At 40.3% G+C, this 12,395-nt stretch carries 14 protein-coding genes and 1 riboswitch; of the genes, 4 read left to right on the forward strand and 10 right to left on the reverse strand.

The features are described from left to right. Nucleotides 1–23: 23 nt before the first annotated feature. Both FBF83_RS14970 and FBF83_RS14975 read right to left on the reverse strand, forming a co-directional pair. Nucleotides 24–788 (reverse strand): TIGR01457 family HAD-type hydrolase, encoded by a 765-nt coding sequence (locus tag FBF83_RS14970; RefSeq protein ID WP_136947967.1) that lies wholly within the window; start codon nt 786–788, stop codon nt 24–26. A 188-nt stretch (nt 789–976) separates the two neighbouring features. Next, a complete protein-coding gene (locus FBF83_RS14975; RefSeq protein WP_136947968.1) occupies nt 977–1,423 on the reverse strand; it encodes a DUF86 domain-containing protein in 447 nt (148 codons plus the stop codon). A 185-nt stretch (nt 1,424–1,608) separates the two neighbouring features. Between FBF83_RS14975 and FBF83_RS14980 the strand changes: the two genes are divergently transcribed. Both FBF83_RS14980 and FBF83_RS14985 read left to right on the forward strand, forming a co-directional pair. Next, on the forward strand, nt 1,609–1,881 hold the full coding sequence (locus FBF83_RS14980; protein WP_136947969.1) for a DUF3055 domain-containing protein: 273 nt from the start codon (nt 1,609–1,611) through the stop codon (nt 1,879–1,881). Nucleotides 1,882–1,931: 50 nt separating this feature from the next. Then, entirely contained in the window at nt 1,932–2,201 is a 270-nt protein-coding gene (locus tag FBF83_RS14985) for a hypothetical protein (protein ID WP_136947970.1), read from the forward strand. 10 nt (nt 2,202–2,211) lie between these two features. Here the strand turns inward: FBF83_RS14985 and FBF83_RS14990 are convergent, their stop codons facing one another. Further along, complete coding sequence (locus FBF83_RS14990; RefSeq protein WP_136947971.1) at nt 2,212–2,517, reverse strand: YutD family protein; 306 nt, start codon at nt 2,515–2,517, stop codon at nt 2,212–2,214. 126 nt (nt 2,518–2,643) lie between these two features. On the opposite strand from FBF83_RS14990, the gene FBF83_RS14995 reads away from it, so the two are divergent. Beyond that, entirely contained in the window at nt 2,644–3,303 is a 660-nt protein-coding gene (locus FBF83_RS14995; protein ID WP_136947972.1) for a YhcN/YlaJ family sporulation lipoprotein, read from the forward strand. A 421-nt stretch (nt 3,304–3,724) separates the two neighbouring features. Here the strand turns inward: FBF83_RS14995 and lipA are convergent, their stop codons facing one another. Beyond that, nucleotides 3,725–4,612 (reverse strand): lipoyl synthase, encoded by an 888-nt coding sequence (gene lipA, locus FBF83_RS15000; protein WP_136947973.1) that lies wholly within the window; start codon nt 4,610–4,612, stop codon nt 3,725–3,727. A 183-nt stretch (nt 4,613–4,795) separates the two neighbouring features. Here lipA and FBF83_RS15005 point away from each other — a divergent pair, with 183 nt between their 5' ends. Then, nucleotides 4,796–5,782 carry a M23 family metallopeptidase gene (locus tag FBF83_RS15005; RefSeq protein ID WP_420875137.1) on the forward strand — a complete coding sequence of 329 codons (987 nt, stop codon included), beginning with the start codon at nt 4,796–4,798 and terminating at the stop codon, nt 5,780–5,782. Nucleotides 5,783–5,818: 36 nt separating this feature from the next. On the opposite strand, the gene FBF83_RS15010 is transcribed toward FBF83_RS15005, so the two are convergent. The 6 genes from FBF83_RS15010 to FBF83_RS15035 form a co-directional block, all read right to left on the reverse strand. Further along, a complete protein-coding gene (locus tag FBF83_RS15010; RefSeq protein ID WP_098444849.1) occupies nt 5,819–5,923 on the reverse strand; it encodes a methionine/alanine import family NSS transporter small subunit in 105 nt (34 codons plus the stop codon). 1 nt (nt 5,924) lies between these two features. Beyond that, nucleotides 5,925–7,451 (reverse strand): sodium-dependent transporter, encoded by a 1,527-nt coding sequence (locus tag FBF83_RS15015; RefSeq protein WP_136947975.1) that lies wholly within the window; start codon nt 7,449–7,451, stop codon nt 5,925–5,927. Nucleotides 7,452–7,684: 233 nt separating this feature from the next. Beyond that, entirely contained in the window at nt 7,685–9,262 is a 1,578-nt protein-coding gene (locus tag FBF83_RS15020) for a Na+/H+ antiporter NhaC family protein (RefSeq protein ID WP_136947976.1), read from the reverse strand. 207 nt (nt 9,263–9,469) lie between these two features. Further along, nucleotides 9,470–9,650: riboswitch (Lysine riboswitch) on the reverse strand. A gap of 71 nt (nt 9,651–9,721) precedes the next feature. After that, nucleotides 9,722–10,501 (reverse strand): sporulation protein YunB, encoded by a 780-nt coding sequence (gene yunB / locus FBF83_RS15025; RefSeq protein ID WP_169525514.1) that lies wholly within the window; start codon nt 10,499–10,501, stop codon nt 9,722–9,724. A 139-nt stretch (nt 10,502–10,640) separates the two neighbouring features. After that, the gene (locus FBF83_RS15030; protein ID WP_211201520.1) at nt 10,641–10,934 is read right to left on the reverse strand and encodes a YunC family protein; all 294 of its coding nucleotides are present in this window, start codon (nt 10,932–10,934) and stop codon (nt 10,641–10,643) included. 62 nt (nt 10,935–10,996) lie between these two features. Then, nucleotides 10,997–12,385: a bifunctional metallophosphatase/5'-nucleotidase gene (locus tag FBF83_RS15035; protein WP_169525517.1), complete on the reverse strand. Its 1,389-nt coding sequence runs from the start codon at nt 12,383–12,385 to the stop codon at nt 10,997–10,999. Nucleotides 12,386–12,395: the final 10 nt, after the last annotated feature.

Consider the following 12,395-nt stretch of genomic DNA (forward strand, 5'->3'; position numbering starts at 1 on the left):
TAAAAACGCCCCTTGAGGCGTTTTTATATTTTCCATTCATCTAAGGTTTGCGCTGTATAAGTCGGTTGTTTCTCTACTGATTCCAGATGCTCTTTCGTGGTAACACCTGTATGCACAAGCAATGTATCCAGTCCTGCATTCAGACCAGCTAGAATATCCGTTCTATAGTTATCTCCAACCATTAATGTCTCTTCTTTCGGTGTTCCAAGTTGAGCAAGTGCTTGTTCCATAATTATCGGTTCTGGCTTTCCAATAAAAATCGGCTCTACTTCTGTAGACACTGTTACAACTGACGTTAACGAACCATTGCCTGGAAGCAGGCCACGTTCAGTTGGAATCGCAATATCACCATTTGTCGAGATAAACGTAGCACCATTACGAACAGCTAAACAGGCTTTAGCGAATTTTTCATACGTAATGGTTCGGTCAATACCAACTACTACATAATCTGTGTTTTCGTCTTTCAACGTTAATCCCTTATCTGTTAATGCATCGCGAATCCCCTCTTCACCTATAACATAAACAGAAGCATCACTCTTCTCATTGGAAATATAACTTGCTGTCGCCATACTAGTTGTAAAAACGTGGTCTGGAGTACAAGGCACACCAAATTGTTCGAGTTTCTCGGAAACCTGTTCTTTCCGTTTCGATGAGTTGTTTGTTACGAATAAATACGGAATATCTGCTTCTTGAAGACGCTTAACGAATTCCACCGCCTCATGAATTTTCTCAGTGCCACGATACATTGTACCGTCAAGATCTATTAAATACCCTTTATACTTTTTCAACTGACTTCCTCCCAACTTTTCTAACCATAAGAAAACCGCTTCCCAATATGAAAGCGGTTAATTAATTGGTGTTGTCATATGAAGAACAAATGTATGCTGTTTAAATAAACCGTTGCTGTTCATCATTTCAAACACCTCTCATGTTTCTAACTACACACAGTTTAGCTTATGTCACGATCCCTCATCAACTATTTATAGTCTTCAGGGATAAATGCAGATACTGCTCCTAGCTCTTCATTTAAATACGTTCTAACGTAAGTAGAAAAGCTTTCAATTGCTTCGATATTTTGTCTTACATTCTCTTCAATCGCAGCATGATCAATATCAACATACGATTGCATCAGAGGTTTCCTCATCAAAACGATTTTCTTCAAAGCTTTAGAATTTTCAGCAGGTATGACTTTTTCATCCGCTAATATTTCAATGATGTCTTCATAGCTTCCGGGATCCCTCATAATAAAACCATCAATAAGATTATTCCCCACATCAATCATGCTTTCAATAAACACATGATGAAGTCTCTCCAAGCCTAGTTTTTCAACCGGCGTCTGAAACGTACTTTTTTTGAAAAGCGCAACACCATTATCTAAATAAACTAGATGCTCTTCAATTTTCTTTCGATCAACAAAATACATGGATATCCACCTGCCTATTGAACAAATTAACAGTAATATAACTAAGGCACTCAATGCACCTATATGAGCATAGCTTCATTTTAGCATATCCTAAAATGAAAAAGCTTACATTTTAAACGCAGCTTATATGAGAAAACGTAAGAATTTGGTATGATAACGGTAACTAGAAAAAGGAGGGTGCTACTATGGATGACGACAGACTCATCTATGATGAACAGGAAGCAACTGAAGCTAGGTTTGTATGCTTTATGGGAAGCAATCATCGGTTTGATCTATGCATTGTGAAATCGGATCGTTTCTATGGAAAATCTCTCGTTCTTGACATTCAGGGTGGTAAATTCGCCATTATTGGTCACGACGACCTTAATGAGCCAGGTAACCTCGAACATGCTTATTCACTTAATGAAGAAGATGCAGAGGAGCTCCGAAACTTCCTTCGCGAAAGACTTAGCGCTTAATAATTCAACCATGCAATGAATACACTACCTGTTAAAGGTGGTGTTTATTCATGTTTGATGATGAAAACTATACAGACTTTGCCAATGTAGAAAAGGGGCGCAATTACGTGTTACCTGAAGATACACCTGAAGGGCCATACGGCTCCCCAGTTAATAAGAAACTGGGGAAAACGACTCCATGGCGAGAGGGTCAGCGTTCTTATAGTGCGTTCAATTATGAGAATAAAAACCTTCACCAGAACCTGCCACGCCAAGATCCTGCCTCACACCCTCCACATGATGACCCTGAAAAAGACTCTGAAAAACCATATAAAGCATAAGCCTGTTGGCTTATGCTTCTTGCTGTTGCTTCTTAGGCTTTTCCTTTTTGTGCTTCTTTAACACAAAATAAGGACACCCAAAGTTACAGTATTCATATAAATAATCCAGCACAGTGCTGAACTTTGTATCAAACGTCGCTTTCTGATTACGATCCTCAAAGAATCCCTTAAGCCTCAATTGGCCATATCCCCAGTCGCCGACGATATAATCGTATTTATCCAGAATTTCGCTGTATCGTGCGGTGAACGCCTCTTCGTTCCAGCCTTCCCGCTCATCTTTGACCAACTCAAATGTATGTTGATTAACTGTTATCACTCTACTTCCCTCATTTCCATATGGGCTCATTAGTATTATGATACCTTTTTTATTTGAATTGTCCAAGTAATACCAGTAAAAAAGAAACGACAATCGGTCATGATAACCGTATGGAGGTGAATGTGAGTGAAAAAGCAAATGCTATTAATTTTGCCACTTGCACTAGGACTTGCAGCATGCCAGGGGCAAGATGCGACAGATTCTTTTGACCATGCAGATTTAACACCAGTCAAAACAGATCCTGAAGAGTACGGAATGAACATGGCGAACTCACAGGATAGAGCAAAAAAAGGGAATTTCGGATACGTTCGTGAATCAAGAAATACAAACAACATGACTTCAAAGAAAAAACCGAGAGACGTCGTCTATCTTGATCGTGAGCGATTGGCAGACATGATCACGTCAATGGCGATTGTTCTTCCATACGTAAATGATGTTGCCACACTCGTAACTGATGAAGAAGTATTAATTGGTTACAAATCAACAACGAAGGACCGAGATGCTACTGCAGATCAAGTTAAGAAAACAGCCCTTTCCGTTATCCCGCGTTATTACCATGTGTACGTCTCAGATGAACAGGGAATGATCGCCGAAGTTGAGCGGTATGAGAATGGTTCAACTGCTAGTGATGAACTCGATAAAAGCATCGAGCAAACCATCGCCAAAATGAAAAAAGCACCACAAGGTAAAATCGTTAGTGAAGGCGAGAATGAGAATGGTGAAATGAAGGGCGAAATGAATGACGAGTTAAATGATACAGAAGGAAACGAAATGATGTCGAAATAAAAATCGGCCCTTGGTAAGGGCCGATTTTGTTATGTTTGTTTCTAATCGCTCGTTTCCGCTTTTCTTGATCCAGCTGCAGTGCCCAGCCGCTCGATCGCTTCACCTCACAAAATGAACACAAAGAACGTGTTCTTTTTGTGAGCCTCCAGCGCTTGTCGAGGCTAAACGCCCACTTCCGCTTTTCTTGTCCAGCTGCAACTCGCAGAAACTCCGATATTTCACTCTTTCACAGGAACACAAAAAGCGTGTTCCCATTCAAGAGTTCCAATATCTGCGTTTCTAATCGCTCGTTTCCGCTTTTCTTGGCTAGCTGCAGTGGGCAGACACTTGGTCACTTCACCCTATAAATCGAACACAAAGAACGTGTTCAAGTTATAGGGCTCCAGTGCCTGACGTGTCTAAACGCCCACTTCCGCTTTTCTTAATTAGTCGCTTGTTTTGCGGCGTTTACTTGTTCGTCAGCATGGTAGGAAGAGCGTACCATTGGGCCGGATTCACAGTGTTTGAAACCTTTTTCTAATGCAATATCTTTTAACTCAAGGAATTCTTGTGGAGTCCAATATTTTTCAACTTTCAAGTGCTTCTTAGAAGGCTGAAGGTATTGGCCAAGGGTAACGATATCAACATCATGTGCACGAAGATCGTCGAGGGTTTGGATGATTTCTTCCTTCGTTTCACCAAGTCCAAGCATGATGCTTGATTTCGTAGGAATTTCTGGGTTCATTTCTTTAGCTCTTTGAAGAAATTCGAGTGTACGACGATATTTCGCGCGTGCACGAACTCTTGGAGTAAGGCGTTCAACTGTTTCAATATTATGGTTCATAATGTCTGGTTTAGCATCCATTAGTGTTTCAAGGGCTTCATATTGTCCACCCATATCAGACGGGAGTACTTCAATGGAGCAGAATGGATTTTTTCTACGAATTGCACGAACCGTCTCAGCAAAGACTGCTGCGCCACCGTCTTTTAAATCGTCTCTAGCAACCGCTGTAATAACAACGTGTTTCAAGCCCATTTGTTCAACAGAGTCTGCTACACGTTCTGGCTCAGCCCAATCAAGCTCAGTTGGAAGCCCAGTCTTAACCGCACAAAATCGGCACGCACGAGTACAAACGTCCCCAAGGATCATAAAGGTCGCAGTTTTTCGAACAGCCCAACACTCATGAATGTTTGGACATTTGGCCTCTTCACATACAGTATGTAGCTTTTTCTCACGCATCATCTTTTTAAGACCTTTGTAGTTCTCGTTTGTATTCAATTTTATTTTCAACCACTCTGGTTTACGTAGATATTCTTCTTTCTTGCTCACTATTATCACCCCATCAATTCCTTTTCTGTATTAAAGAATAACATATCCAATATGTGCATTTCTAGGAAAAGTATGAATCTAATGACGATTAGGGCTTTTTACCTTCCAATATTTAGACCTAATGTTTTGGACGATGGAAACCACACTAAGAGTAACGACAATTTACGAAAGGAGAAGAAACGCTTGAGAAAATACAGTTTTCTTATCCTTATTCTTTTCTTTCTCTTACCAGCTAACATCTGCCTTTCTGCAGAAATAGACGAAGATAAATTAAGAGCTGAACGAATGACTCTGTTTCATAAAATGGAGGCCCTAACACAAGTACCCTGGTACATTTACGCAGGAATTGATCAATATGAACGAAGTATTAGACGTTCACAAAAAGATATTCCACGTGAAAAGGGCGCAATTGCAATCCATATTCCACCTGAGAAATGGGCTGGCGAAGTTAACCCGAATCCAGCAGATTCTTCCGCTGAATCTATCTCTTTCTTTGGAGGAATCGGTCTTGATGGAAACGGTGACGGGAAAGCAGTTCTAACAGACGATGAGGATCTTCTATATACGATAGGTCATTTCTTGCAATCTTACGGGACAACTATTGAGGATTTACGAATTGGATTGTGGGATTATTATCATCGGGATCAAGCAGTTCGAACAATTATAAGCAATAGTGCTGTCTATCGGACATTTGAGACACTAAAGTTAGAAAGACATGCTTTTCCTGTTCCACTTCAAGCGGATTATAGCTATCGAAGTACTTGGGGAGACCGTAGAGGTTGGGGAGGGCTACGTATCCATGAAGGAACAGATATTTTTGCCTCCTACGGTGTAGCTGTTAAATCAACAAGCTACGGTACTGTTGAAACAAAAGGATGGAATCGATACGGTGGATGGCGTATCGGCATTCGGGATATTCAAGGAAATTACCATTATTATGCTCATTTAAATGGTTTTGAAAAAGGCATTGAGAAAGGTAGCGTCCTTCAACCTGGACAAGTTATCGGCTATGTTGGAAGCTCTGGTTATGGTCCAAAAGGAACTGCAGGGAAATTCCCTCCTCACCTTCACTATGGCATTTACAAAGATAATGGAAGAACAGAATGGTCCTACGATCCTTACCCTTCTTTACGTTTATGGGAACGCCAGGAACGATCACGTAAAAAGTAAAAGAGGAACTAACAGTGTTAGTCCCTCTTTCTTTTTTTATTGTTTTTTCGATACTCTTACAGCATTGAGAATACTCGCTGCAAGACCTCCCCAGATAATAACCATACCAACAATCATCATGAAAATTGCACTTCCGCCCATATTAACTTACCTCCTTGTACTTTTCCTGCTCGACCTTTGCATCCCATTTCTTCAAGCTGAATAGAATTCCAACTAGGATTGCGAATGCAGCAACAAACCAACCGCTGTAAAGAATAAAGCCATTTGAGTAATCTCCGTAGTTACCAGATGCCGTATCGAACTGACGAAGAAGGTTTGTTTTGAAAAGATCAAACATCATGTATCCAAGGACAAGTGGAGTAATTACACTAAGACATGCTTTCCACCAGAAATTCAAAGGAATATCAGAAATCGCGTTCGCATGTGCTTCTAAATCGTTTAGCTCACGAAGCACCCATGCCACAACAATCACTTCAACAAGTCCTACAAATGCAATTCCGAATTGGTTAATAAAGTAATCCGCTGCGTCTAGGAAGAATAGTCCGCCCTGTGTAGCGAAAAGAATTGAAATCAGTGAAGCAACTCCCCCACCAATCAAGACTGCCTTTGTACGAGAAATTCCAAATTTCTCCGAAACTCCTGCAACGTACGTTTCAGAAATGGAAATAAGGGAAGACAATCCCGCAAGCACGAGTGATGCAAAGAATAAGAATCCGAACAAACCATTTAACGCTGGGAACTCATTGATAATTTGTGGGAAGACGACGAAAGCTAGTCCAACTCCCCCACTCACAACTTCACCAACACTAAGTCCCTGCTGCTGAGCCATAAATCCAAGTGCTGAGAATACCCCAATACCTGCTAGAAGCTCAAACGCTGAGTTACCGAAACCAGTAATAAACGCATTATTTGTGATATCTGATTTCTTAGGTAAATAACTAGAATAAGTAATCATAATAGCAAAAGCAATCGATAAACTGAAGAAAATTTGTCCGTATGCTGCAACCCAAACGCTACCTGAAGTAATGCTGTCAAAATTAGGTGTGAAGAAGGCATTTAGACCTTCAGCAGCTCCCGGTAATGTCACTGCTCGAATAACGATGATTAAGAAAAGAACAATCAATGTAGGAATGAAGATTTTATTCGCACGTTCAACTCCTTTTTTAACTCCAGCTAGAAGAATACCAAGTGTGATAACCCAAACTGCAATTAGAGGAATGAAAACGCCAGGAACGATGCTCCCTGTTTCTCCAGGAGAAACTGTTAATTTTAAATACTCATTGAAAAGGAATCCTTCTGTATCTGATCCCCACGTTTGATTAAAAGCAAAATAGCTATAAGAAATGGCCCATGCAATAATAACGGCATAATACGTCGAGATTACGAAGGCTACGATAACGCCCCACCAACCGAGCCATTCCATTTTTTTGTTCATTCTAAAGAATGAGAGTGGTGCAGAGCCTCGGAATTTATGGCCAATTGTGAATTCCAGAATTAAGATCGGGATACCAGCTGTAAGTAATGCAAATAAATAAGGTATAAAAAATGCCCCACCACCGTTGTCATAAGCAACAGCTGGAAATCTCCATATATTCCCTAGACCTATAGCTGAACCAACAGCAGCTAGAATAAAACCAGCTCTTGATCCCCATTGCGCACGATTTTCCAAATAAATTACCCCCTTAGACAAATTAAACCTTTTTTCACTACAAGCCTCCTTCCAGAAAAAGGTTGTGACTTTTAAGTAAATTCAGATTATTTTGTTTATAGTATATCTAGTACGAATGACCATGTCAAAACAATCTTTTCTCTTTTTTGGTATAAATCGTCCATTTTTTGATAAAAATCTACACTTTTTTGTGAATCCATATAAAAAAGCAGGAGGAATGTCCCCCCTGCTTTTTAATTTTTAGCTACTTCAACTGGTCGATTGGCATATTTTGTTTTCAGCATAAAGACCAATATTCCAAAAAGGATAGCTGTAGCAACTAAGCCAAGAATTGAGCTTCCTGTAAATCCAAGTACAAGGTAACCAAGTAACGATATGCCAGCGACAAGTAACGCATAAGGTAGCTGTGTCATGACATGGTCGATATGATGGCTTCCTGCACCTGTTGAAGAAAGAATCGTTGTATCAGAAATCGGTGAACAATGATCTCCAAAAACGGCACCTGCAAGTACAGCTGCAAGAACAGGAAGCATGAAGGTAGGATCAGTTGCAGCAGCAATCTCACCTGCTATTGGTAGCATGATGCCAAACGTTCCCCATGATGTTCCAGTTGCAAACGCCATAACCCCTGCAAGTAGAAATAGGATCGCAGGCAAGAATCCAATCACAATGTGCTCATTAACAAGTCCAGCTAAATATTGGCCTGTCCCTAGAGACCCAATAATTTCAATGAGGGTCCAAGCAAAGAAAAGAATATAAACTGCTGGAAGCATAGACTTAATCCCTTCCCAAATTCCTTTACCTAGAACAGCTCCTCCCATGCGCTTCATGAAGAAGAAAATAAGTGATGTTGCAAGACCAATTAATCCTCCATAAAGAAGCGAAGTAGCAACATCCGTGTTTTCAAAAATAGATAGTACCGTAACTGCTGTATCAGTTCCACTTACAGCCTGGATACCAGTCACAATCATAAAGGTAACTGTTCCTGCAATTAGCATAATAATTGGCCAAGCAAGATCAGCAACGCTACCTTTGTCACTTTCCGGTAGTCCAGTCGTTTCGCCAGGTACCGCACCCTTCTCTGGATCAAGAACTTCTCCTGATGTTTGAGCACGGTCCTCATGTACTTTCATAGCCTTAAGGTTAATATCGAAATAGCTTACAAAGAAAACCATTGCTAGAGCGAATAGCGCATATAGGTTCATTGGAACCATTCTCATGAATGCTTCAAGTGCCCCAACGCCGGTAATACTGTGTGTAGCTAGCACTCCTCCAATGAGGGCAATGATATAAGCTCCCCAGCTAGAAATCGGAGAAATGATACACATAGGTGCAGCAGTAGAATCAATAATGTAAGCAAGCTTCGCTCTAGATACTTTATGCCTGTCCGTTATTGGTCTACTAACGTTCCCTACGGCAAGAGAGTTAAAGTAATCGTCGATGAAAATAATAACTCCGAAAATGGCTGTGACAACTTGAGCACCTACTCTTGTTTTCACGCGCTTCATTGCCCACTCACCAAAAGCACGGCTACCTCCTGAAATGGAGATAAAGGCGGTCATCATACCAAGTAATAGTAAGAAGAAAATAATGTACATATTCCAAGTATTTAAACCACCGCTTTCAGTATCAACAATAATACCTTTAACAATTGTATAAATTTCCTTAATGGATGCTGTAACACTCCAATTATTGATCATAAGTGCACCAAGAATAATACCTACTCCTAGAGACGGGAGCACTTTCCTTGTCACGACTACCATTAGTAATGCAACAAGCGGTGGAATAATAGATAAAAATGAGTTTTCCACGGAAACCCTCCTTATATTTAATATTAGATTGCGATAGGGGTGGGCTCATAAAGCGTTCTTCATTAAATTCTGAATGATGCAAGCCATCATTGTTCAATTTACTGTACCTGTTATATAGATAACCAATATAAGAGCACAAAAAAACGAGCAATGATAGGATTGGTCCTATCATTGCTCGCTTCACCGAGTCAATGTTAAGTGTCCACCCCGATCAGTAGTTCACCATTATAAGTTAGACTCATAATGACAGTTCGACATTTATTCAATGCCGCCCCAACAAAAATAACGTGACAATTATTATTGCTTCGGCAGATCTCCCTTTCGATGCTGATCATTGGTGTCATTCTCCCAACACGTACTAATGAGGATCTGCTCCTCTACCTCATCGTAAAAGATAAGGAACGATATTAAGTTCAGTTTAAAAGTATACCTTATCTTACTCCTTTCTGCAATTAGAAATTATTCCATGTCTTTCATATCAATCGATGGATTTGGAGCACCTTCTCCAGATCCGTTGTTATAAAAGTTAGGAACATCCCCTTTAATTATTGTTGCAATAACAGGTATATCCGTCGTGACGACATCAGAATCGCTCGCAAAAGGAATAACGATTTTAACATTCACTTCGATGTGAACACGAATATCCACCCAGATATTATTGATCCCTACCGGCTCAATCTTATGTTTAATATCTGACTTTACTTCTCCAATGGCAGTGAAACGAACTGGAACTTTTGGTCCAAAGTTTGCGAGTAGCGTATTGTTAAAAGCCTGACCAATTGGAATATAATGTATTATTCCCGTGTTTACAGGCGTATCTTCATCTACTTTAAGATCAACACCATTTTGTTCTGCCCAATAATCGATCTTACCGTCTTCAACGCTTTTTAAGAACTTTTGAACTTTATCCGTCGATTGAGCGAGAACCTGACTTACTGCTCTTTGGTTAATCTGAACAAGCACAACTTTGCCTTGATCATCTTTCACTTCTGTTATAAGCGTTTCCTGGTAATTATCTACTTCTTCTACAATCTTTTGATTGATCGCCTGGTTAATTGCAAGTGTAGCGATTCGATTTGTCTCTGTCCTTGCAATCTCAATGAGAGTAGGTTTGATTCCCTTTTCAACAACCCATAACCCCTGTACGGTCATGAATACGAAAAGGATGAAGGAGATGATAAAAACATATCGAAAGGGAAGTGGTCCCTTTCTAAAGAATTTTCTACGAGTTCGAAACAAACATGAACCCTCCCTTCTCTTCTTCATGTATATGCCAAGAAGGAGAGAAGTATGGACAATTTCCCCAGAATGCCGTTTCCATAGCACAAAGTGTCTTCCGGAGTAAAAGAAAGAAGCCGTAGCACTGCTACGACTTCTTTCACATCATTTTAAGCATGGCATCTCTGCCTATTGTACCAACTGTAATGCCCCTCGCTACAGCTTCATGTGTAACAGACTCAAGTGGAGCATCTAGCAGCTGTTCGATCGTCCTTACACCTACAGCTCTTCCTGCAATAATCTTCCGGTCACTCAATTTCTCGTTAAGTAAGGCCACATCAAGTGCTCCGCACATGATATATCCATTCTCATTCATAACCGCAAGAAAATTCGTTTTCGGAAGCTGCATACTAACAGCTGTAAAAGGATGACCGTCAATCATGATCGGTGACATAGTAATCACTTCATTCTCGCCTCCTGACTTGAATGATTATCACTATATCTATATGAAAATTTCTAGTATCTGTTCTCAAGTCTCCATGCAAGAAGATCCCTTAGCATTTCAGGTAAATAGTATTTCTTTTTGGCATGCTTCATCTGAGGATAGAATTTCCCAAACGTAAACATATCAGCTGTAGCCACAGCATATTCTTCATCAGATGCTAGCTGCTGGCCATTATGGAGAATGTCCGTTACATGTTGAAGACCATCTTCCATTAAAACAGTTTTTACTTCTAAGCCATCAAACGCCATAATACCCATTACTTCTCCTCGAAAGCCAAGCCCCTTAAAACTTAGATTCACAATGTCATCTGTCATAGCGTAGGAAATAATTTCTCGAAGCTCACTACCTTTGAGGATTACTTTACAAGGATTAACCGGATGCGGACAAATACGATGAATGTTTTCGCGAGAAATGTTGCCTTCAGAAAGCCCATCAAGTAGCATACCAGAGTTAATCATACCGATATCAGCATGACACCACTCTCTTAAGGCTGCGGCCAATTCATCGGGTAATACGGATCGTTTAAACCACTCAGCTTCTAGCGGTTGTTCCAGTCGACAGACTACTTCGTCTAAAAGGTTTTGTGCTTTAATACTCAAATGTTGGATGCTTTTTCGTGTAGGATCGTCTTCTTTACGATTACGAACAGACACAGCATATGCTTCTTTTTCAAGAACATATTCACGTTCTATATCGTAAGAAATCGTTACTTCCCCAACATAGTTGCCGTTTTTTCCGGCCTGGGTAATGAGAGTATCATTTACAACAACACCGTGCTTTAGAACATGATGAGTATGAGCACCGATGATGACATCAATCCCTGTCATCTCTCTTGCTAATTGCTCGTCATTCCCTAGCCCCATATGAGACATAAGAATAACAACGTCAGATTCCTCTCGAACGTCATTCACAAGCTCCTGAAGGTAGTTATAAGGTGAATCGATTGTCCATCCTAGAAGAGAATAGAACTGCTCATACGGGATTGTAATCCCTATGATACCTACCTTTACACCACTCAGTTCATGAATTTTATATGGAATTGCCCACGAAGGCCTTGTACCATCTTGATGATAGAGATTGGATACAATCACTTCGAACTCTGCTTCTGTATATAATTCCTCAAGTTCCTTCTTAGAGAACGTAATTCCTTCATTGTTTCCGATCGTAGCATAGTCATATTGAAGATCATTGAGTAACTGCACATTCCCCTTCCCAACCGTTCCTTCTGTGATTGGATGGACTTTATCAGAATGGTCACCAAGATCAAGAAGTAAGTAAGGTGTTCCCTGGAGTTCATGCATCCTCTTTTTCTCTTTGAGAAAAGAAGACACTTTAGACCAGTTCTCAAAGTGACTATGAAGATCATTTGTATAATAGATATTTAGTGTTTTACAAGTCAAGTCAATCTTC

It is taken from the genome of Guptibacillus hwajinpoensis (assembly GCF_005144865.1).
Classification (GTDB): Bacteria; Bacillota; Bacilli; order Bacillales; family Guptibacillaceae; genus Guptibacillus; species Guptibacillus hwajinpoensis_A.

Excerpts from the sequence above, each read along its gene's own strand:
- FBF83_RS14975 (WP_136947968.1), bottom strand. The coding sequence starts at position 1,423 with ATGTATTTTGTTGATCGAAAGAAAATTGAAGAGCATCTAGTTTATTTA.
- FBF83_RS14980 (WP_136947969.1), top strand. The coding sequence starts at position 1,609 with ATGGATGACGACAGACTCATCTATGATGAACAGGAAGCAACTGAAGCT.
- FBF83_RS14985 (WP_136947970.1), top strand. The coding sequence starts at position 1,932 with ATGTTTGATGATGAAAACTATACAGACTTTGCCAATGTAGAAAAGGGG.
- FBF83_RS15010 (WP_098444849.1), bottom strand. The coding sequence starts at position 5,923 with ATGGGCGGAAGTGCAATTTTCATGATGATTGTTGGTATGGTTATTATC.
- FBF83_RS15030 (WP_211201520.1), bottom strand. The coding sequence starts at position 10,934 with ATGTCACCGATCATGATTGACGGTCATCCTTTTACAGCTGTTAGTATG.